Below are 19,949 nucleotides of genomic sequence, written 5' to 3'. Positions count from 1 at the left end.
CCGGCGATGGCCGACGCGTCGCCGCCACCCGCCATCGATGCTGTCCCGCTGAGACATCCGTGGCGGTGGATCACGGCCGTCCTCATCATCGGCGGTCTCGCGCTGTTCGTCTACGGCGCGGCCACGAACGACGCCTACCGATGGGATACGTACGGGAAATACCTGTTCGATCAACGGATTTCGCAGGCCGCCTGGAACACCCTGCAGCTGACGATCTTCTCCATGGTGCTCGCGCTGGTCCTCGGGGTCGCCTTGGCGGTGATGCGGTTGTCGCCGAACCCGGTGCTCAAGTCGGTGTCGTGGCTCTATCTATGGATATTCCGCGGCACACCGGTGTACGTGCAGTTGGTGCTCTGGGGCCTGGTCCCGGTGATCTACAAGAACGTCCAGCTCGGTGTGCCGTTCGGCCCGACCCTCTTCAAATTCAGTCTCAGCGAACCGAATTTCTTCATGCTGGCGATCCTGGGACTGGGTCTCAACGAGGCGGCTTACATGGCCGAGATCATCCGGGCCGGCATCAGTTCGGTGCCGGAGGGGCAGTCCGAGGCATCGACTGCGCTCGGCATGTCGTGGTGGATGACGATGCACCGAATTGTTCTGCCACAGGCGATGCGGGTCATCATCCCGCCGACCGGTAACGAGTTCATCAGCATGCTCAAGACCACCTCGCTGGTCACCGCAGTCCCGTACAGCTTCGAGTTGTACGGTCGGTCGAAAGACATCGGCGTCGCGCTGTTCCAGCCGATTCCGTTGCTGCTGGTGGCGTCCACCTGGTATCTGGCGGTCACGAGTGTGCTGATGGTCGGCCAGTTCTATCTCGAGCGTCACTACGCCAGGGGCGCATCCCGGAAGTTGACGACGAAACAGCTCGAGACGCTGGCCAAGGCGCAGATGGGAGAGCCACATCCATGACCGAACCCATGGTCCGCGCCCAGAGTGTGTGCAAGAGCTTCGGCGCGCTGGACGTTCTCAAGGGCGTGACACTCGATATCGGCCACGGCGAGGTGCTCTGCATGGTCGGGCCTTCGGGTTCGGGAAAGTCGACGTTCTTGCGGTGTATCAACCATTTGGAGCAGGTGAATGCGGGCCGGCTGTACGTCGACGGTGAGCTGGTGGGTTACCGGGAGCGCGGTGGAAAGCTGCACGAACTGCGTCCCAAAGAAGCCGCCAAACAGCGCCGCGAGGTCGGCATGGTGTTCCAGCACTTCAATCTGTTTCCGCATCGGACGGTGCTGGAGAACATCATCGAGGCGCCCATCCACGTCAAGAAGGTCAAGAAAAATCAGGCGGTGGCGCGGGCCAGAGATCTGCTGGGTCAGGTCGGGTTGTCCGCGAAAGCCGACGCGTACCCCGCGCAGTTGTCCGGCGGTCAGCAGCAGCGCGTGGCCATCGCGCGCGCCTTGGCGATGAGTCCCAAACTGATGCTTTTCGACGAGCCGACCTCGGCGTTGGATCCCGAGCTGGTCGGAGAGGTGCTGGCGGTGATGAAGAACCTCGCGAGCGAGGGAATGACCATGGTGGTCGTGACCCATGAGATGGGCTTCGCCCGTGAGGTCGCTGACAAGCTCGTGTTCATGGACGGCGGCGTCATCGTGGAGAGCGGTAATCCACGCGAGGTGATGGCCAACCCGAAACATGAACGCACGAAAGCGTTTTTATCGAAGGTGATGTAGCTTCGATGCGTGAGTGCAGTACGAACAGACGTTTTTGTCCCCGCTGCCGAACTGCGACGACTCATCGAGTCCGGAGATCCCGTCACGGTCTTGGACGTGCGGTGGACACTGCCTGAGCCCGACGGCACTGCCGCGTATTTGGCCGGCCACGTGCCAGGCGCGGTGTACGTGTCCCTCGACGACGAGCTGACCGATCACAGTGTCGTCGGAAAGGGGCGCCATCCATTGCCTTCCGGGCGCAACCTCGAGGCTTCAGCGCGCCGCTGGGGCTTGCGCACCGGGGTGCCCGTCGTGGTTTACGACGACTGGAACCGGGCTGGGTCCGGGCGGGCCTGGTGGGTGCTGACCGCGGCCGGCATCGCCGATGTCCGCATCCTCGACGGCGGACTTGCAGCGTGGACCGCCGCAGGTGGCGCCTTGCAGACCGGATCGGTCGAGCCTGCGCCGGGCGATGTCGTCGTCACTCACGATGATCTGTACCACGGAGCCCGTCGCACGATCACCGCCGACGAGGCGGGAGACCATGCCGGTGTGTTGCTCGATGCCCGCGCGCCGGAGCGATTCCGCGGTGACGTCGAACCAATGGATGCGGCCGCCGGCCACATCCCGGGTGCGTTGAATCTGCCCAGCACCCGGGTCCTCGCCGCCGACGGCACGCTGCTGCCGCGTTCCGAGCTCCGCGAGTTGTTCACTGCACAAGGGCTGACCGACGTCACCGAGGTCGGCGCCTACTGCGGCTCAGGTGTCACCGCAGCTGTCACAGTCGCAGCGCTGGCCGCTGCCGGCGTGGATGCAGCTTTGTTCCCCGGATCATGGTCAGAGTGGGTCAGCGATCCCAATCGTCCGGTCGCGGTCGGACCATAGCCGCGCTGAGCTGGTGCCGCTCGGTCGCACCGCCGACCTTATGCTGAGCAGGTGCAGCGCGGTTCGGATCCGGTCACCCCGCTGTGGCGGGCGGCGCAGGGCTTCCGGCTGCTGAGCTGCATTTACGCGTCCGGCTTCCAGATCGCGATCAACGATGATCTGACGCGCCCGATCCTGGCCTGGTCATTGTTTGCTGTGCTGATGCTCTGGAGCATCGCGTGCGCAGTCGCCTACCTGAAAGGGTTCGGTCGCCGGCCAGCTTGGGTGATCACCGAAATCGTGATCGTGCTGGCACTGATGTTGTCGACGGAGGTCGTCGCGTCCGATCACTGGGTGGCCGACAACCAATCGTGGCCGACCACACTGTGGGCGACGAACGCCACCATCTCGGCGGCTCTTCAGTTCGGCCCGGTCGGCGGCATGGCGACCGGGCTGGCGGTGGTGGCGGTTGCAGCGACGTTGAAGGGGTATGTGAGCCCCAACCTCGGTCGCAACGCCACGATCGTCATCGAGGTTGCGGTTGGGCTCGCGGTCGGCATGGCCGCACAAACTGCCCGGCGTGCCCATGCCGAACTCGAGCGGGCGGTCCGAATGGCCGCTGCCGTGGAGGAGAGGGAACGGCTGTCACGCCGAGTGCACGACGGGGCCATCCAGGTCTTGGCGTTGGTGTCCCGGCGGGGCCGTGAAATCGGCGGTGAAACCGCGGCACTCGCAGAGCTTGCCGGGGAGCAGGAGCGGGCGCTGCGCCGGCTGGTCAGTGCGCCCGATACCGAAGTGGCCGCGGGAACACTGACCGACATCGGCGCATTGCTGCGCAGCCGGGCCAGTGATCGGGTCTCGGTCAGCCTGCCTGCGCAGCCCGTGCTGCTCGAAGATGCGGTGGCCCGGGAACTGTTCGCGGCGGCCGGCAATGCGCTCGACAACGTGGTCGCCCATGCCGGGCCGGACGCCCGGGCATTCGTCCTCGTCGAGGATCTGGGGGAGACCGTGATGGTCAGTATCCGCGATGACGGCGTGGGCATCGCCGATGGCCGGCTGGCCGAGGCGGTCCGGCAGGGTCGCCTGGGTATATCGAAATCGATTGTGGGGCGAATGGATTGGCTGGGTGGCGCGGCCCAGTTGACCACTGCACCGGGCGCCGGTACGGAATGGGAACTGACGGTGCTGCGCAAGGAGGGGGACGGGTGATGGCTGAGTCCGTACCGAAGGTGATGGTGGTGGATGACCACCCGATCTGGCGGGATGCGGTGGCCCGAGATCTTGCCGACGACGGCTTCGAGGTGGTCGCGACGGCGGACGGGGTCGCCGCGGCTCGGCGCCGCGCCGCGGTCGTCCGCCCCGATGTGGTGGTGATGGACATGCGGTTGACCGACGGCACCGGCGCGCAGGCCACCGCGGAAGTGTTGGCGGTGTCCCCGGATACCAAGGTCCTGGTGTTGTCGGCGTCCGACGAACGCGAAGACGTACTGGAGGCCGTGAAGGCAGGCGCCACCGGTTACCTGGTCAAGAGCGCATCGAAAGTCGAACTGGGCGAGGCTGTTCGGGCCACCGCGCAGGGACGGGCCGTGTTCACACCGGGTCTGGCCGGTCTGGTGCTGGGGGAGTACCGACGCATGGCAGCGCGTCCGGACCGGGACCCCGCCACACCGAGCCTCACCGAACGCGAGACCGAGGTGCTGCGCTTCGTGGCAAAAGGGTTGACCGCCAAGCAGATTGCCACGCGGCTGTCGCTGAGCCACCGGACCGTGGAGAACCACGTCCAGGCGACGTTCCGTAAATTACAGGTGGCCAACCGGGTCGAGCTGGCTCGGTACGCGATCGAGCACGGGCTCGACGAGTAGTCCTACTCATCCGGACGGTCTGGGTTTGCTGCGACGATCACAGGCATGACCGAACCGCATCGTGCCCTCATCTCCCGGTTGGCCGCGGACATCTCTGCGATCAACGCCTACACGGGCCGGGTGTCGGCGGACCTGGCGGAGCTGGACCGTCTGCTGGCCTACCGACCTCTCGCGCAGCCGGTTGCCCCATATTGGGCGGCCGGCCCCTATCCGGCACCGCCGCAGGCCGCAGCGCCCGTGGCTGTCGCGCCACCGGTGGCCACACAGGCTCCGCCTCCGGTTGCCGCACCGGCTCCGCCTCCGCGTCGCGAACGTTCCGAAGGCTGGATCGGCAAGGTTCTGGCTGTCGCCGGTGTGGCCGTCACCCTCGTCGGTGTCGTGTTGCTGGTGGTACTCGCCGCGCAGGCGGGCATTCTGCGGCCCGGGTTCCGCGTCGCAGCGGGTGCCGTGCTGGCGGTGGCGCTGATCGCGGTGGCCTGGTGGCAGCAGTTGAGGCCCGGTGGACGCATCGGCGCGATCGCACTGGCCGCGACCGGGATCGCCGCAGCCTACATAGATGTGATCGCCGTGACGGCGGTCTACCACTGGGTCTCGGCTCCCGTAGGGCTGACCATCGCCGCAGTCATCGGCGGTGCCGGGCTGACATTGGCCCGCACGTGGGACTCCGAGCATCTGGGCCTTCTGGTTCTGGTGCCGTTGATCGTGCTGGCACCGGTCGTCACCGACGGTGTCACGCTGCTTCTGATCGGATTCATGCTGGCGTTGTCGGCGGCCACACTGCCCGTGCAGTGGGGGCGCGACTGGATGACATTGCACGTCGCGCGGACTACTGCGGGCACCGTGCCGCTGCTGTTCGCATTGGTGGGGGCGACGTTCGGCGGCCGCAACGATCTGCGGTTGGCGCTGGCCTGCGCGATAGGTGCGGTGCTGGCCGTCGCCGGCGGGGTGCTGTTGCTGCGCTGGACTGCCAACAAGGCTGGGATGGCGCTCACGACGGCCGCGGGAACCATCCCGCTGCTGTGTGTTTCGGCCGCGGCGGATCGGGCGGTGGCCGCCCTGATGATCGGAGTGCTGGCCGCAGCCCTGGTCGGAATCGCCGCGATCGGTGATCGGGTGCCCGGTGTCACGGCTGTGGTGCGGCAGGTATGGTCGGCGCTCTCGGCAGTCGCGGCTCTGATCGCGGTCACCGTGGCCTTCGAGGGCACGGTAGCCGGTCCGGTACTGCTCGCGATGGCGATCGTGGTTGCGATCGCCGCCCGGCGCAGTGACGTCGGAAGGTGGGCGGCGATCGGGTTCGCGGTGTTCGGTGGCTTGTATTTCCTCAGCTACGCGCCACCGGAAACTCTCACGCACGCAACCGAACTCGGTGGAAGCGTCGCGGCGTCGGTGCTGATGTCGAGCATCCTGGCGATAGCCGCCGCAGTGACGATCGCGTGGTCGTGGAGCGTTGGTAGACCGGTACGCGACGACTCGATTCGGCTGCTGTGGGTGGTCGCGGCGGCGGTGATCGGCTATGCGGTGACGACTTTCACCGTGACGGCCGGGGTGCTCGTCGGCGGGACCGGTGCCGGGTTCTTCGGCGGGCAGATGGCGGCGACCATCTGCTGGGTCGTGTTGGCAGCCGGCTTGTTTTACTACGCCGCGAGCCGACCGAGGCTGCAGCGATCACTGCCCATCGGCGGGGGACTGACGCTGGTGGCCGCGGCGATGGCCAAGCTTTTCCTATTCGACCTGGGCACCCTCGACGGTATCTTCCGGGTTGCGGTGTTCATCGTGGTGGGACTGGCGCTGCTGGGAATGGGCGCCGGATACGCCCGGCTGCTGAGCCAGCAGGACAAGAACGATGAGCAGCTCACCGAACCGCAGGTGTGATCCCCGCCGTAGTGAACACCCTGCGTCGGGTGCGCGACGGCAAGGTCTAGCTGGTCTCGACCGCCGCACGCACGTCGTCGTCGCGGCGGCCGACCAGGTACCAGGTCCGCATTGCGCCCTTGCCCTTGATGTCGACCTCTCCGCGTTCCTCGAGCACGAAGCTGTCGCTGATGCGCTCATAGACGTTCTGCGGCACCTGAATTCGACCTTCGACATCGGTGGTCTCCATCCGGGATGCGATGTTCACGGCATCGCCCCATACGTCGTAGAAGAACTTGCGGGCGCCGACCACACCAGCCACGACGGGACCGGCTGCCAATCCGATGCGCAGTGGTACGGCCCGGCCCTGCGGATCCTTGAGATCGGCGACGGCATCGGCCATGTCGAGCGCAAAGCACGCCAACGCCTCGACGTGGTCGGTCCTTGGGTTGGGCACACCGGAGACCACCATGTATGAGTCGCCGCTGGTCTTGACCTTCTCCAGATCGTGCTTGTCCACCAGCGCATCGAGGTCGGTGTAGAGCCGGTCGAGAAAGCGCACCAGGTCAGCAGGCGAAGTGTCGCTTGCGCGGCTGGTGTAGCCGGCGATGTCGGCGAACAGGATGGACGCATCATCGTATTTGTCGGCGATGATCGTGCGGGCCGGATCCTTGAGGCGGGCGGCGACGGTGGCCGGCAGGATGTTGGCCAACAGTTGCTCGGAGCGCTGGTATTCGGCTTCCATAGCCGCCTCGGCGCGGGCGTTCTCGCGTAACACCAACCACACCGTGGCGAAGACCATGACGGTCGACGAAACCGCCGTGACGACGAAACCGAACCGCAACGTCCACGACGGGCCGAGGCCGCGGTCGACCGGCGCCACGAATGCCAGCGCAATCGATGCGACGACACCCAACCCGACGAGCACGGCGGCCAGGCCGATGCGCTCGATACCCAGCACCAGCACCACCAACGAGGCCGACACCAGGAAGTAGAGCTGTAGGCCGGACCCCGTGCCCACCTGGTAACACATCAGCGACACCGAGATGTAGGCGATGACGAAGAAGGTCAACGGTGCGATGAGCTCACCAAATCGGTACAACAGCGGTACCACTACGAACAGGGCCGCGAACCCGAGGTTGAGAAACCCGACTCGCCAGATGGCCCCACCGACAATCAGCTGAAACAGGCCGAAAAAGCCGGATACCGAAGCAGCGATCCACGTTGCGATCGTCAGCACTCGCAACCGACTGGACAGGCTCTCCGCGTAGTGCGCGGTCCGCGCGGGCAGCTGACCGTTCAACGCCAGCTCGGGCATGCATGTCGAGCGTCGAAACTCGCTGACTGCCACGTTGGAGAGCGTATCGTCGCCGACCGATCAGTCGGTCGACATTCGCGCAGCGTCTCACGCCGGCGATGTCGTCGTGAGCCCGGTTGATCTCAAAAGAAGCCATTTGATGATCGCCGATCGAGTACGCCGCCGACGAACTGGCGCCGACGGGGCCGAACTCATCACCCTGGCGGTGAACACATCATCGGAGTGACGTTGCTGCGGTTGTTCCGGCGCAACCACGGCCCGATCCAACGTCAGCAAACTTTTCGTGATGTTCGTGTGTCAGAATGGAGCATCGTCCAGCGCACGCGACGCCAGTGTCGCGGACCTCTGAGGGAATGTGAACGTGGACCGGGTACGGGTACGGAACACCGCGATCGGTGCGGCAATCGCCTGCGGCGCCATGGTCGGTGGGCCCGGTGTCTCCGGCACTCCGGTCGCGAACGCTGATCTGTTCGGTGTCGGCGCCGACGTGCTCGGCATCTCCGGTCACCACAGGGACAACAAGAAGGGTTCACACCACCGTGCCGGCGCGAACGGTAGGCCGAACGGTGGCGCCGGGACAATTGGCCGGCCCGGCCAAGGCGACCACCAGAAGACCGGAAGATCTGGCCTGACCGGCAAGCAGAAGACGAGTGTGAGCGGTAAATCCACTAGTCAGAAGTCTGTCGGCCTCGACGAAGCGGGCGCGCGTCGGTCGGTACAGTCAGCGAACACAACCTCGACCTTGAGCAGGGGAGAGGGCGCCTCGGATACGTCGGCCGCCGTTCCTGAGGCTCAGGTGAGCGGTCCGCAGATCCGGCCAAGCGTCTCTTCGATCGGCGGCGGAGCCACCATGGGCGGGCGCATCGGCCGGTCGCCGAGCCTGGCGTCCGTGCCAACCGCCCCGAGCAGCCGCCAGATCGTGGTCCGCGCCCCGCTGCCCGGGACACTGTTTGCACCTGCCGAAGCAGGACCCGAGGCGGGGTCTCCGGTGCTGGCCACTCCGTCGAGCCCGGTGGTCGCTTCACCGGTCCCAGTTGCGCTTCCACGCCTGTCGGTCGTCGTTTCGCCGGTCCCAGTCGTGCTTCCGCCTCTGTCGGTTGCCGTTCCGCCGGGCACGGCGGGTGGTGGTGTGCCCGCTGCGGCACCGCCCACACCGAGCGCACCGCAGGTCACCGCGCCCACTGTGCAGGCTGCGCAGCCGACCACGCCAGTGATCAGCGCAGCTCCTGAAACGTTCCGTGCCGGCTACCCCGACTACCTGCGCGTGGCCGACACACCGGGCCTGTTGTTCGCGGTACTGCCTGGACTTGCCGGGATTGTTCTGCTCACCGCGACCGGCGGCGCCCTAGGCATCCGACAGGCGCGCGCTATACGCGGGCTACAGCCGCCGCAGATCGCCCGCTTCCTGCCTTAGCGCGACATCGGTGAATCTCTGTCACCGACGGCTGAAGTCCAACGCGGGTCTACCAATTCGGCGCGACCCGACTCCGACACTCCGACCAGTTGGAGGCTGCGCGAAAATTCGGCCAATCTTGTCGCCGAACACAGGAATTGCAAATTTTACAGTCCCGAAAATTATGGTCGGTTTTCACGAAGGAATTAAGCGAGCAACGACGGCAGTAGACCCAAAGTTTTCTGTAGGTGCCCGCCGGGAATCGCGTGGTCTCATGAATTGATGACCAAAATGCGGATTACAACAATTGCCGCGGTATTAGCTGCGGGTATCGGACTCGTCGGTTTCGGTGGATCTGTGGCACAGGCTGCGCCGGCGTCTGGGGTTCTCAAGGGCGGCATACTGCGCGTGCTCTGTGCTTGCTGCCGTAGCGGCAGGAAAGCCTACTCTGACCTGGTGTTTTGGTGCCCTCGGTGAGATTCGAACTCACACTGGACGGGTTTTGAATCCGTTTCCTCTGCCAGTTGGGATACGAGGGCGTCGCTCCGTTGGATGCTGCGGCCTACCACCATAGAGGATGGCCCCGCGGTCACTCGCCAGCGGCTGCCGCGACACAATATCTCCATGACCGGGTCACCGACTCACACTGGCAAGCCCCACCGCGTCCTCATCGCCGAGGACGAGGCACTCATCCGCCTCGATCTCGCCGAGATGCTGCGCGAGGAGGGCTATGACGTGGTCGGTGAGGCCGGTGACGGGCAGGAAGCCGTCGACCTCGCCGAGAATCTGCGGCCGGACCTGGTGATCATGGACGTCAAGATGCCGCGTCGCGACGGGATCGATGCCGCCGCCGAGATCGCCAGCAAGCGCATCGCCCCAATCGTCGTGCTCACCGCGTTCAGCCAACGCGAGTTGGTCGAGCGGGCCCGCGACGCCGGAGCCATGGCCTACCTCGTGAAACCGTTCAATGTCACCGACCTCATCCCGGCCATCGAAGTTGCGGTCAGCCGTTTCGGTGAGATCACGGCACTGGAATCTGAAGTTGCCAACCTGTCGGACCGGTTGGAGACTCGCAAGCTGGTCGAGCGCGCCAAAGGCCTGCTGCAGAGCAAGCACCAGATGACCGAGCCCGAGGCGTTCAAGTGGATCCAGCGGGCTGCGATGGATCGCCGGACCACCATGAAACGGGTCGCCGAGGTGGTCCTGGAATCCCTCGACGAACCGAAACACACCGCCGACGACGACAGCTAGCGGTGTCAATTCCGGGTTTCTGATGTTGCGAAGAATCGCATTCGGCTGGTGCCGACGCGACCGGCATCAGTCAACATCCCGCACTGTGGCGATGCTTTGGCTATGTTCTACCCCTAAGCACCGGCACCTGCCTGGTCGGGCATGGTCGTCGGCGCCGCTGACAACACTGACCCGGAGGTGAACGTGCGCGGTGGCATGGCACGAAAAGCGTTGGTTCTCGGTAGTGCGGGGCTGATAGTGCTCGGCATGGCAGGCTGCCAGAAGCAGTCGGCGCCCGAGCAGCAGGCATCGCAGAGCAGTTTGAAGATCGTCGAGCAGTTTCCGATCGACGAAAACGGCGCCCAGATCAAGCCACCAGACACGGCGGCAGCGGCGGATCCGGCCGGCGACGGCAAGGCCACCTGCGGGCCGGTGAAGCTCGCGATGATGGGTGCCCTGACGGGCCCGGATGCCGCGCTGGGCATCAACATCCTCGACGGCGCGCAGTTGGCAGTCGACAAGCACAATGCGGCCAACCCGGGCTGCCAGGTGACGCTGGAGAAGTTCGACACCGAGGGCGATCCCAACAAGGCCAACGGCGTCGCACCGCGCATCGTGGACACCCAGGAGATCATCGGGCTGATCGGCCCCGCGTTCTCCGGTGAGACCGACGCCACCGGCGGTCTGTTCAACCAGGCCGGCCTGGTTGCCACCACCGCGTCGGCGACCCGCGTCGACCTCAGTAAGAACGGGTGGCGCACGTTCTTCCGCGGCCTCGGCAATGACGGCAGCCAGGGCGCCGCGATCGCCAACTACCTGAAGAACACCCTGGGCAACAAGAAGGTCTGCGTCGTCGACGACCAGTCCGCCTACGGCATCGGTCTGGCCACCGTGGTGCGCGAAACGCTTGGCCCGGTGGCCGATTCGGGTTGCAATATCTCGGTGAAGAAAGAGGACAAGGACCTCTCGGCCGCGGTAACCCAGATCAAGGGCGTCACCCCGGATTCCATCTTCTACAGCGGCTACTACTCGCAGGCGGCGCCGTTCGTGCAGCAGTTGCGTGACGGCGGCGTCACCGCGTCCTTCGTCAGCGCCGACGGCACCAAGGACCCGGAGTTCGTCAAGCAGGCCGGCGAGGCCTCCAAGGACGCCATCCTGAGCTGCCCGTGCAGCCCCGCGCCTGAGGCGTTCGCCAAGGAGTACACCGACAAGTTCCATCAGGAGCCGGGTACCTACAGCACCGAGGGCTATGACCTGGCCACCATTCTGCTCAAGGGCATCGATTCCGGCATCAAGGACCGGCCCGCAATGTTGGAGTACGTGCGGACCTACAACGCGCCGGGCGTGGCCCGTCAATACCAGTGGACCGACACCGGTGAACTCACCAACACGCTGATTTGGGTGTACAAGGTTCAGTGACGATCTGACAGCGGAAGCGCGTCCGGGACAGCCAGTTCCGGACGCGTTCTTCGTCGGTAACGCCAAGCGAAGAGGAGCCGCACCCGGATGACGCCGGATTGCGTCGAGGGCTACGTATGCACGGCCGCCGACATCAACTTCAATGTCGAGAACCTGCTGCACGGGTTCTGGCAGCTGACCATCGACGGTCTGGCGTGGGGTTCGATCTACGCATTGGTCGCAGTGGGGTACACCCTCGTTTTCGGCGTACTGCGCCTGATCAACTTCGCACACTCCGAGATATTCATGCTCGGCATGTTCGGTGCCTACTTCTGCCTCGACGTGATACTGGGCTTCAGCGCCAACGGCAATGCCTATAACGTGGGGATCGGGTTGACGGTGATGTACCTGGGCATCGCGATGATCTTCGCGATGCTGGTCTCGGGATCAGCGGCGGTGGGGCTGGAGCTGATCGCCTACCGGCCGCTGCGAAGACGCAACGCGCGGCCGTTGACCTTCCTCATCACTGCCATCGGTATGTCCTTTGTGCTGCAGGAAGCGGTGCATTTCGTGTTGCCGCAGCTGTTGAGGGGCTACGGCGGCAGCAATGCCCAGCCACCGATCATCCTGGTGCAGCCCAAGACTCAGTTTCACGTGTTCAACTCGAGTGTCTCGAACGTCACGGTGGTGGTCATCGTCGCCGCGGTCATCCTCGCGGTGCTCACCGACATCGCGATCAACCGGACGAAGTTCGGTCGCGGTATCCGGGCGGTGGCCCAGGATCCGACCACCGCAACATTGATGGGCGTGTCACGGGAACGGATCATCACGGCAACGTTCCTCATTGGTGGTCTGCTGGCCGGGGCCGCGGCGCTGCTCTACACCCTGAAAGTGCCGCAGGGCATCGTCTACTGGGGCGGGTTCATTCTAGGTATCAAGGCATTCTCGGCGGCCGTGCTCGGCGGTATCGGCAATCTGCGCGGTGCGCTGCTGGGCGGTTTGCTGCTCGGCATCATCGAGAACTACGGGCAGGCGGTGCTGGGCACCCAGTGGCGTGATGTCGTCGCGTTCGCATTGCTGGTGCTGGTGCTGCTGTTCCGGCCCACCGGCATCCTGGGGGAGAGCCTCGGAAAGGCGCGGGCATGACCAATCGGCAAGAACCCTCGCATCGATCGATCAGGCAGGCGCTCTTGGCGCCGGGTGATGCCATCCGCGACGGTTGGTCGGCGCTGCCGCGCCAGGCGAAGTGGATCGCCGGCGTACCGGTCTTCGTCCTGCTGGCACTGCTGCCGCTGAGCCCGCCGGAGTTCCTCGATACCCCCGGTGTGAGTTTCGGCGGCACCATGGCGCAGTTCGCAATGGTCGCCGTTATCGCCATCGGCCTCAATGTCGTTGTCGGCCAAGCCGGTCTGCTCGATCTGGGCTACGTCGGCTTCTATGCAGTCGGTGCCTATACGGTGGCGCTGCTGACCAGCCCCAGCAGTCCGTGGAATCAGGCCGGGCCCAACGGATTTCTCGGCAGCCACTGGGCTTGGCTGGCCTGCGTGCCGCTGGCGATGGCCGTCACCGCCATGGCCGGTCTGGTGCTGGGAATTCCCACTCTGCGGCTGCGCGGTGACTATCTTGCTATCGTCACTCTCGGTTTCGGCGAGATCATCCGACTGCTCGCCGACAACCTCGCCGGAGTCACCAACGGCCCGCGGGGCCTCAACGAACTCGCCTACCCACGGTTCCGGGAAGCTCAGGAACCGCCGACCGGTGTGTTCTCCCATGGCAACTCGATGGGCAAGGACAACTACGGCACCTGGTGGTTCTGGCTGAGCCTACTGTTGATCGTGGTGATCCTGTTGATCGTCGGCAATCTCGAGCGCAGTCGAGTGGGCCGGGCCTGGGTCGCGATCCGCGAGGACGAGGATGCCGCGGAGGTGATGGGCGTCAACACTTTCCGGTTCAAGCTGTGGGCGTTCGTCATCGGAGCAGCCATCGGCGGGCTGTCCGGTGCGTTGTACGCCGGGCAGGTCCAGTTCGTCGCGCCCCCGACGTTCAACATCATCAACTCGATGCTGTTCCTGTGCGCGGTGGTGCTCGGTGGACAAGGCAACAAGCTCGGCGTGATATTCGGTGCGTTCATCATCGTGTATCTGCCCAACCGGCTGTTGGGCGTCGAGGTGTTCGGCATCAACCTGGGGGATCTGAAGTATCTGTTCTTCGGGCTGGCACTGGTGATGCTGATGATCTTCCGGCCGCAGGGCCTGTTCCCGGCACGTCAATTCTTGCTCACCTACGGCGGCGCGGCACGGCGATTGTTGCGCTCCGGCCCGGTGGAAAGGTCGGCGCCATGACCGAGGACATGACCGGGACGACGGAGACCATCGAGGAGCTGGCCGGAGTCCATCGCGAAATCAATGCCGCCGAGGGCGAAGTGCTGTTGCGGACCGTGGATCTGACGGTCAAGTTCGGCGGCCTGGTCGCGCTGGACAAGGTCACCTTCGATATCCGCCGCGGCGAGATCCTCGGCCTGATCGGACCCAACGGCGCGGGCAAGACCACCTGCTTCAACGCCATCTCAGGTGTGTACCGGCCCAGTTCGGGATCGGTGCTGTTTGACGGCGCTCCGTTGGGCCGGATCAAACGCCACCAGATCACGCGGCGTGGAATTGCCCGCACGTTTCAGAACATCCGTCTGTTCGGCGAGATGACAGCCCTGGAGAACGTCGTGGTCGGCACGGACGCGCGGCACCGGACCTCGGTGCCCGGCGCGCTGATTCGGACACCGAGGCACCGCCGCGAAGAGCGTTCTGCGATCGAACGCGCTGCTGCACTCTTACATTTTGTGGGGATCGCGCATCGCGGTGAGGAGAAGGCCAAGAACCTGCCGTACGGCGATCAGCGCCGGCTCGAGATCGCTCGAGCACTGGCGACCGAGCCGAAGCTGCTGTGCCTCGACGAACCCGCTGCGGGGTTCAACCCGAGTGAGAAGGCCGCTCTGATCGAGTTGATTCGCAAGATCCGCGACGACGGATACACCGTGCTGCTCATCGAGCACGATATGCGGCTGGTGATGGGAGTCACCGACCGTATTGTGGTGCTGGAATTCGGCCGCAAGATCGCCGACGGCCTACCCTCGGAAATCCGGGAGGACCCGAAGGTAATCGCCGCCTACCTGGGGGTGCCTGATGACGAGCTCGGCTGACACCGGCAACCGCCGGGTCCTGCTCGAGGTCCGGGATGTCGTCGTGCACTATGGCAGGATTGAGGCGCTGCACGGTGTTTCGCTGGTGGTGCACGAGGGTGAACTGGTGACGCTGCTGGGTTCCAACGGCGCCGGTAAGACCACAATGATGCGCGCGATCTCGGGTTTGCGCGCCCTGACCTCGGGTTCGGTGTGGTTCGAGGGCAAGGACATCTCTCGCGTCAAGGCGCATCTGCGAGTCGCCGATGGCCTGATCCAGGCACCGGAGGGCCGCGGGGTATTTCCGGGCATGTCGGTCCTGGAGAACCTGGAAATGGGTTGCTATGGAAGGAAGTTCGCCTCCAAATCCGAGCATGACGAGCGGCTGGACTGGGTGCTGGAGACCTTCCCGAGGCTGGCCGAGCGGCGCAGCCAGGTGGGTGGCACATTGTCGGGCGGAGAGCAGCAGATGCTCGCGATCGGTCGGGCGTTGATGGCCCGACCCCGCGTGCTGTTGCTCGATGAGCCGTCGATGGGCCTGGCACCCATGGTGATCTCGCAGATCTTCCGGATCATCTCTGAGATCAACAACCAGGGCACTACGGTATTGCTGGTGGAACAGAACGCCCAACAAGCACTGAGCCGGTCGGACCGGGCCTACATTCTCGAAACCGGCAACGTCACCCGCACCGGCCCTGCCCGAGAACTGTTGGCCGACGACGCTGTTCGAGCGGCTTACCTCGGTGTGGCCTGATGGTTCTCAAGTCCATTGCCCTGTTCGTGTTGGCCGCACTGCTCGAGATCGGCGGTGCCTGGCTGGTGTGGCAAGGCTTGCGTGAGCATCGGGGATGGTTGTGGATCGGCGCGGGTGCGGTGTCATTGGGCGCCTACGGATTCGTGGCGGCGTTCCAGCCTGACTCCCACTTCGGCCGGGTTCTTGCCGCCTACGGCGGCGTGTTCATCGCCGGGTCGTTGATCTGGGGCGTCGTTGCCGACGGCTTCCGCCCGGACCGCTGGGACGTCATAGGGGCGCTGATATGCCTGGGTGGCGTCGGCCTCATCATGTACGGACCGCGCTGACCCTTACCCCAGATGCACGCTACCGTCGCCAAGATCGCGCCGGCGACGGTGAACAAAGTTAATCGGCGGGCTTGTCCTGGGGATCAACCGCGGTAACCGCTTCGTCGATGATTGCGCGCATCGCCCGTTCGGCGCCATCCTCGTCGCGCAGCCGGATCGCGCGGGCGACCTCGTCGTGCAGTTCGATCGCGGCCGGATTGGGTTGCACCGGCATCAGCCCATGGTGCGTGCGTCCGGTCAGCACCTCGGCCACCACGTCGTTGAGTGCCCGGAACATCTCGTTGCCGCTGGCTTCCAGCAGGGTCTGATGAAACATCTTGTCCGCCAGCAGGTATGCCGCGAGATCACCGGAGCGTCCGTGCACCACCATGTCGGATACCGCTGCGGCCATGATGCGGCACTGGTCTGGATTGGCCCGGCGGGCGGCCAACGCCGCAGCGGCCGGCTCGATTCCTCGACGCAGTTCCGAGAGGGACACCAGTTGGGCGGCCCGGTCGCCGGCCTCCAGGCGCCAGCGAATCAGCCTGGGGTCGAATACATTCCATTTACTCGGCGATTGGATGGTAATGCCGACCCGGCGTCGTGATGCGATCATGCCCATCGACTCCAGCACCCGCATGGCTTCGCGCGCGACGCCGCGCGAGACGCGGTGCTCGGCGCTGACCGCGTCAAGGGTGAGGACCTGGCCCGGGGCGAGTTCGCCGGAGACAATCTCGGTACCGAGCGCGGCCAGCAGATTGCCATGCAACGCTCCGACGTTTGATGGCGAGGACACGGTTACATCGTGTCATAAATAGATCACTACGGAGTAAAAACTGATTACTTAGCGAAAATCTTGCAAAAGTATGATTTTTAAGGCAAGCTACGTGATGACAAACACAATCGTGAGGTGGAGTGGATGGGATCACCAATCGTCGTCATGGGCGTTTCAGGTTCAGGGAAATCGACTGTGGGTGCTGCGCTGGCGCAGCGGCTGCGGGTGTCGTTCGGCGATGCCGACGACTTCCACCCGCCCGCCAACATCGCAAAGATGTCGGCCGGCCACCCACTCGATGACGATGACCGCTACCCGTGGCTGGAAACTATCGGCCAATGGTTGGCCGACCACCACGACGGCGGCGTCATGAGCTGCTCGGCACTCAAGCGCAAGTACCGCGACCAGTTACGTCGGCACTGCCCGGACGTACGCTTCCTGCACCTCACCGGTACTCCGGAAGTGATCGCTCGGCGGCAGGCCAGCCGTCCCGGGCATTTCATGCCGGCGACCTTGCTGACCTCCCAATTCGACACCCTGGAGCCGCTGGGCGCCGACGAGGCAGGGATCGTCATCGATGTCGACCAGAACATCGATGCCATCGTCGACGCTTACATCGCCACCACCTCTGCACCGGCTGGAAACGACCGATGAGCCCCGCACGGACGCTCCTCGCCGAGGACGCGAAGCTACCCGAGCCGGTCGCACCGGGCTGGGAATTGGTCGTGGCGTTCCTGGTCGGTATCGCCGTGATCGTCGTGCTGATCTCGTGGGTGAAACTGCATCCGTTCCTTGCGCTTATCTTCGGCGCCTTGACCGTGGGTGTCGTGCCACTGGTGCTCGGCCTGTTCACCGGCGACAAGGTCAACCAGAGCCTGACCGCTGTACTCAAGTCGTTCAGCGATGGATTCGGATCCACTGCAGCCGGTGTCGGTATCCTCATCGCGCTCGGCGCCATGTTCGCCAAGCTGCTCGCCGACTCCGGGGGCGCCGACGAGATCGTCGACACCATCATCGGGCACGCCTCACCGAGGATGTTGCCGTGGGCGATGGCCTTGGTGGGCGCCATCATCGGGCTGCCGATGTTCTTTGAGATCGGTCTGGTGTTGCTCATGCCGGTGATCTATCTGGTGGCACGGCGCTCGCAACTGTCGCTCATCACCGTCGGCATCCCGGCGCTGGCCGGCTTGTCGGCAATGCACGGGTTCGTGCCCCCGCACCCCGGCCCTCTCACCGCGATCGATCTGCTGCATGCCGATCTCGGCGTGACACTGGCGCTTGGTGTGCTGGTAGCGGTGCCAACCGTGGTGGTGGCCGGTCCGCTGTTCGGCAAGCTGGCCGGGCGCTGGGTCGTCGTCGAGGCCCCCGACACCTTCGAAGGTGACCGGCCCGACGCGGAAACCGGTCAACGCCCGTCGTTCGGTATCACGATGTTCAGCGTTCTGCTCCCCGTCGTGCTGATGATGGGGAAAGCGTTGTGCGACATCTTCATCGACAACAAGAATCAGTGGCTGCGGGCCACCTTCGATCTGCTGGGCACGCCACTGGTAGCGCTGCTCATCGCCGTGATTGTCGGCATGGTCACGCTCGGCAGAGGTGCGGGGATGTCGCGGGGAGCGATCACCAAGTGCGTCGAGTCGGGCTTGCCTCCGGTCGCTGGAATCATCCTGATCGTCGCGGCCGGTGGGGGATTCAAGCAGGTGCTCGTCGACAGTGGCATCGGGACGATGCTGGCGCGTTGGGCCGAGAATGTCAGTATCTCGGTGATCCTGTTGGCGTGGGTCCTTGCCGTCCTCATCCGGCTCGCCACTGGCTCGGCAACGGTGGCGACCATCACCGCCTCAGCGCTGGTGCTGGGTCTGGTCGAGGGGATGAGCACGGGTCAGACCGCGCTGGTCGTCCTTGCGGTCGGCGCAGGCTCATTGTTCTTCTCGCACGTCAACGACGCCGGATTCTGGTTGGTGAACCAGTACTTCCGGCTCAGCGTCGGCCAGACCATCAAGACCTGGTCGCTGATGGAGACCGTGCTGTCGGTCGCCGGACTGCTGTTCGTGCTCCTGCTCAGCCTGGTGGTCTGACGGGTTTCAGCCCTTGACAACTTGTGTGCCACCGGCAAGTTGGTCATGTTTACCTTGCTTGGTCGGGCTGCTGCTGATGGTCACCGCGATCACGATGATGGCCACCACGCCGAGGAATCCACCGACCAGCGGGATGATCGGCAACAGGGTGAACGCATTTCGGATTGCCGACTGTGCGGCGGTGGGCTTGGGAGCACCGCCGGGCCCGCGGACTGCCAGCCGCAGCAGCCGCTTGCCCGGCGTCCAGCCGGTGGTGGTCTCGAACAAGAAGAAATAGACGAAACTGAGTAGACCCGTGAACAACCCGGTCACCCAGTAGCTCGACAGCGAGTCGGTGACAAACGACAGGAAGATCGAAACGATGCCCACCAGGACGCCGTCGATGACGCGAGCGAAGAACCGCGCGGCTAGCCCGCCCGGCTGCTGTGCACCGTACGCTGGGGGAAACCCTGGCTGGCCGTACTGTCTCGGTTGGAAATCACCCGTTGTCATGCCATTCAAGTTACCGTCCGCGGCGCTCGTTCAGCTGGGTCCGGACCTTCTCGCCCAGCTCCGCACCACGTTCACGGGCGAGGTCGGCTACCGTGGCTGCCCGCTCGCCGGCCGCCTGAGCAAGCTCGGGACCGTGCTCGCGGGCCACCTGGGCCAGATCGACCGCACGCTCACGGGCCGCTTCGGCAACTTCTCGACCACGTTCGGCGCCGGCTTGTAGGCCGTGACCGATCTTCTCGGCGATGGCGCTGTCGGCCAATGATTCTCCGGCCGATTCTCCGAGCGGCAATGCTGCGGCAACCGTGGCGGAGGCGGCACGGGCAGCCCTTCGGCCGCGCCATGCTAGCGAAGGTTTGCCAGCGGTGTCCGCTGCGGCGATAATCAGCCCACCGATGAGGCCGATGTCGGCAAGAAACGCGCGCCGCTGCTCAGCCTGCCTTTGAGGATCGGACTCGGACCAGAACGCGTGCGCGCCGAGACCGCCCGGGACCACACTGAGCGCGAGTAATCCCGAGGCGAGCCGGGGCATTCTGCCGGTCGCGAGCAACAGACCTCCGCCGATCTGCACCGCGGCATTGACTTGGGCCACGGTCTCGGCGTTGGGCATCGAATTCGGTATGACAGGAGCCGGCAGTTTGCGCACGGCTCCTACCACGGGCCGGGCGGCGTCCGCGGCAGGTTTGGGGCTCCGCAGCGCATCGACGCCGCGGGCGATGAAGGTGGTCGCCAGCATGGGCCGGGCAATTCGTCTGATCAGCATGCCCTAGGTGTTTCCGCAGCGGCGGTGACGCAAACCTACCGCGCA

General features: G+C 65.0%; 20 protein-coding genes and 1 tRNA gene. 16 read left to right on the top strand and 5 right to left on the bottom strand.

From position 1 onward, the window contains the following. The first annotated feature begins 6 nt into the window (after positions 1-6). The 6 genes from H276_RS0110020 to H276_RS0109995 are packed head-to-tail and all read left to right on the top strand — an operon-like array spanning position 7 to position 6,250. A complete protein-coding gene (locus H276_RS0110020) occupies positions 7-912 on the top strand; it encodes an amino acid ABC transporter permease (protein WP_019971174.1) in 906 nt (301 codons plus the stop codon). An 8-nt stretch (positions 913-920) separates the two neighbouring features. Then, positions 921-1,673 (top strand): amino acid ABC transporter ATP-binding protein, encoded by a 753-nt coding sequence (locus H276_RS0110015; RefSeq protein WP_196807885.1) that lies wholly within the window; start codon positions 921-923, stop codon positions 1,671-1,673. Positions 1,674-1,682: 9 nt separating this feature from the next. Continuing rightward, the gene (locus H276_RS0110010; RefSeq protein ID WP_019971172.1) at positions 1,683-2,537 is read left to right on the top strand and encodes a sulfurtransferase; all 855 of its coding nucleotides are present in this window, start codon (positions 1,683-1,685) and stop codon (positions 2,535-2,537) included. Positions 2,538-2,588: 51 nt separating this feature from the next. After that, positions 2,589-3,725, top strand: coding sequence for a MacS family sensor histidine kinase (gene macS, locus H276_RS0110005; protein WP_019971171.1), 1,137 nt, complete (start codon positions 2,589-2,591; stop codon positions 3,723-3,725). After that, complete coding sequence (locus H276_RS0110000; RefSeq protein WP_019971170.1) at positions 3,725-4,378, top strand: response regulator transcription factor; 654 nt, start codon at positions 3,725-3,727, stop codon at positions 4,376-4,378. The genes macS and H276_RS0110000 overlap by 1 nt, the downstream gene beginning before the upstream one ends. A 45-nt stretch (positions 4,379-4,423) precedes the next feature. Next, a complete protein-coding gene (locus tag H276_RS0109995; RefSeq protein ID WP_019971169.1) occupies positions 4,424-6,250 on the top strand; it encodes a DUF2339 domain-containing protein in 1,827 nt (608 codons plus the stop codon). A gap of 46 nt (positions 6,251-6,296) precedes the next feature. Here the strand turns inward: H276_RS0109995 and H276_RS0109990 are convergent, their stop codons facing one another. Next, complete coding sequence (locus H276_RS0109990; protein ID WP_019971168.1) at positions 6,297-7,547, bottom strand: adenylate/guanylate cyclase domain-containing protein; 1,251 nt, start codon at positions 7,545-7,547, stop codon at positions 6,297-6,299. A gap of 361 nt (positions 7,548-7,908) precedes the next feature. Between H276_RS0109990 and H276_RS0109975 the strand changes: the two genes are divergently transcribed. Beyond that, positions 7,909-8,961: a hypothetical protein gene (locus H276_RS0109975; RefSeq protein ID WP_231376646.1), complete on the top strand. Its 1,053-nt coding sequence runs from the start codon at positions 7,909-7,911 to the stop codon at positions 8,959-8,961. Positions 8,962-9,402: 441 nt separating this feature from the next. Here the strand turns inward: H276_RS0109975 and H276_RS0109970 are convergent. Continuing rightward, a tRNA-Leu gene (locus tag H276_RS0109970) sits at positions 9,403-9,479 on the bottom strand. Between the two features lie 85 nt (positions 9,480-9,564). Here H276_RS0109970 and H276_RS0109965 point away from each other — a divergent pair. The 7 genes from H276_RS0109965 (at position 9,565) to H276_RS0109935 (ending at position 15,820) form a co-directional block, all read left to right on the top strand. Continuing rightward, positions 9,565-10,191, top strand: a complete 627-nt coding sequence (locus H276_RS0109965) for an ANTAR domain-containing response regulator (protein ID WP_019971164.1) — start codon at positions 9,565-9,567, stop codon at positions 10,189-10,191. Between the two features lie 183 nt (positions 10,192-10,374). Continuing rightward, the gene (locus H276_RS0109960) at positions 10,375-11,589 is read left to right on the top strand and encodes a branched-chain amino acid ABC transporter substrate-binding protein (RefSeq protein ID WP_026356788.1); all 1,215 of its coding nucleotides are present in this window, start codon (positions 10,375-10,377) and stop codon (positions 11,587-11,589) included. Between the two features lie 87 nt (positions 11,590-11,676). Next, positions 11,677-12,714, top strand: coding sequence for a branched-chain amino acid ABC transporter permease (locus tag H276_RS0109955; RefSeq protein ID WP_019971162.1), 1,038 nt, complete (start codon positions 11,677-11,679; stop codon positions 12,712-12,714). Beyond that, on the top strand, positions 12,711-13,910 hold the full coding sequence (locus H276_RS0109950) for a branched-chain amino acid ABC transporter permease (RefSeq protein ID WP_019971161.1): 1,200 nt from the start codon (positions 12,711-12,713) through the stop codon (positions 13,908-13,910). Before H276_RS0109955 ends, H276_RS0109950 begins: the two co-directional genes overlap by 4 nt. Continuing rightward, entirely contained in the window at positions 13,907-14,761 is an 855-nt protein-coding gene (locus tag H276_RS0109945; RefSeq protein WP_019971160.1) for an ABC transporter ATP-binding protein, read from the top strand. The genes H276_RS0109950 and H276_RS0109945 overlap by 4 nt, the downstream gene beginning before the upstream one ends. Beyond that, positions 14,745-15,494, top strand: a complete 750-nt coding sequence (locus tag H276_RS0109940) for an ABC transporter ATP-binding protein (protein ID WP_019971159.1) — start codon at positions 14,745-14,747, stop codon at positions 15,492-15,494. The genes H276_RS0109945 and H276_RS0109940 overlap by 17 nt, the downstream gene beginning before the upstream one ends. Then, positions 15,494-15,820, top strand: coding sequence for a YnfA family protein (locus tag H276_RS0109935; RefSeq protein WP_019971158.1), 327 nt, complete (start codon positions 15,494-15,496; stop codon positions 15,818-15,820). Before H276_RS0109940 ends, H276_RS0109935 begins: the two co-directional genes overlap by 1 nt. A 58-nt stretch (positions 15,821-15,878) precedes the next feature. Here H276_RS0109935 and H276_RS0109930 read toward each other — a convergent pair whose 3' ends face one another. Beyond that, positions 15,879-16,595 (bottom strand): FadR/GntR family transcriptional regulator, encoded by a 717-nt coding sequence (locus H276_RS0109930; protein ID WP_036460832.1) that lies wholly within the window; start codon positions 16,593-16,595, stop codon positions 15,879-15,881. Between the two features lie 123 nt (positions 16,596-16,718). On the opposite strand from H276_RS0109930, the gene H276_RS0109925 reads away from it, so the two are divergent. Both H276_RS0109925 and H276_RS0109920 read left to right on the top strand, forming a co-directional pair. Further along, a complete protein-coding gene (locus H276_RS0109925; RefSeq protein WP_026356787.1) occupies positions 16,719-17,228 on the top strand; it encodes a gluconokinase in 510 nt (169 codons plus the stop codon). Beyond that, on the top strand, positions 17,225-18,652 hold the full coding sequence (locus H276_RS0109920; RefSeq protein ID WP_019971155.1) for a GntP family permease: 1,428 nt from the start codon (positions 17,225-17,227) through the stop codon (positions 18,650-18,652). Before H276_RS0109925 ends, H276_RS0109920 begins: the two co-directional genes overlap by 4 nt. Before the next feature lie 6 nt (positions 18,653-18,658). Here the strand turns inward: H276_RS0109920 and H276_RS0109915 are convergent, their stop codons facing one another. Next, the gene (locus H276_RS0109915) at positions 18,659-19,144 is read right to left on the bottom strand and encodes an RDD family protein (RefSeq protein WP_026356786.1); all 486 of its coding nucleotides are present in this window, start codon (positions 19,142-19,144) and stop codon (positions 18,659-18,661) included. Between the two features lie 10 nt (positions 19,145-19,154). Then, positions 19,155-19,877 (bottom strand): DoxX family membrane protein, encoded by a 723-nt coding sequence (locus H276_RS0109910; RefSeq protein WP_019971153.1) that lies wholly within the window; start codon positions 19,875-19,877, stop codon positions 19,155-19,157. Positions 19,878-19,949: the final 72 nt, after the last annotated feature.

It is taken from the genome of Mycobacterium sp. 141 (genome assembly GCF_000382405.1).
GTDB lineage: Bacteria > Actinomycetota > Actinomycetes > Mycobacteriales > Mycobacteriaceae > Mycobacterium.
The sequence above is the reverse complement of the archived record's forward strand: the minus strand, read 5'-3'. Positions and strand labels throughout refer to the sequence as shown.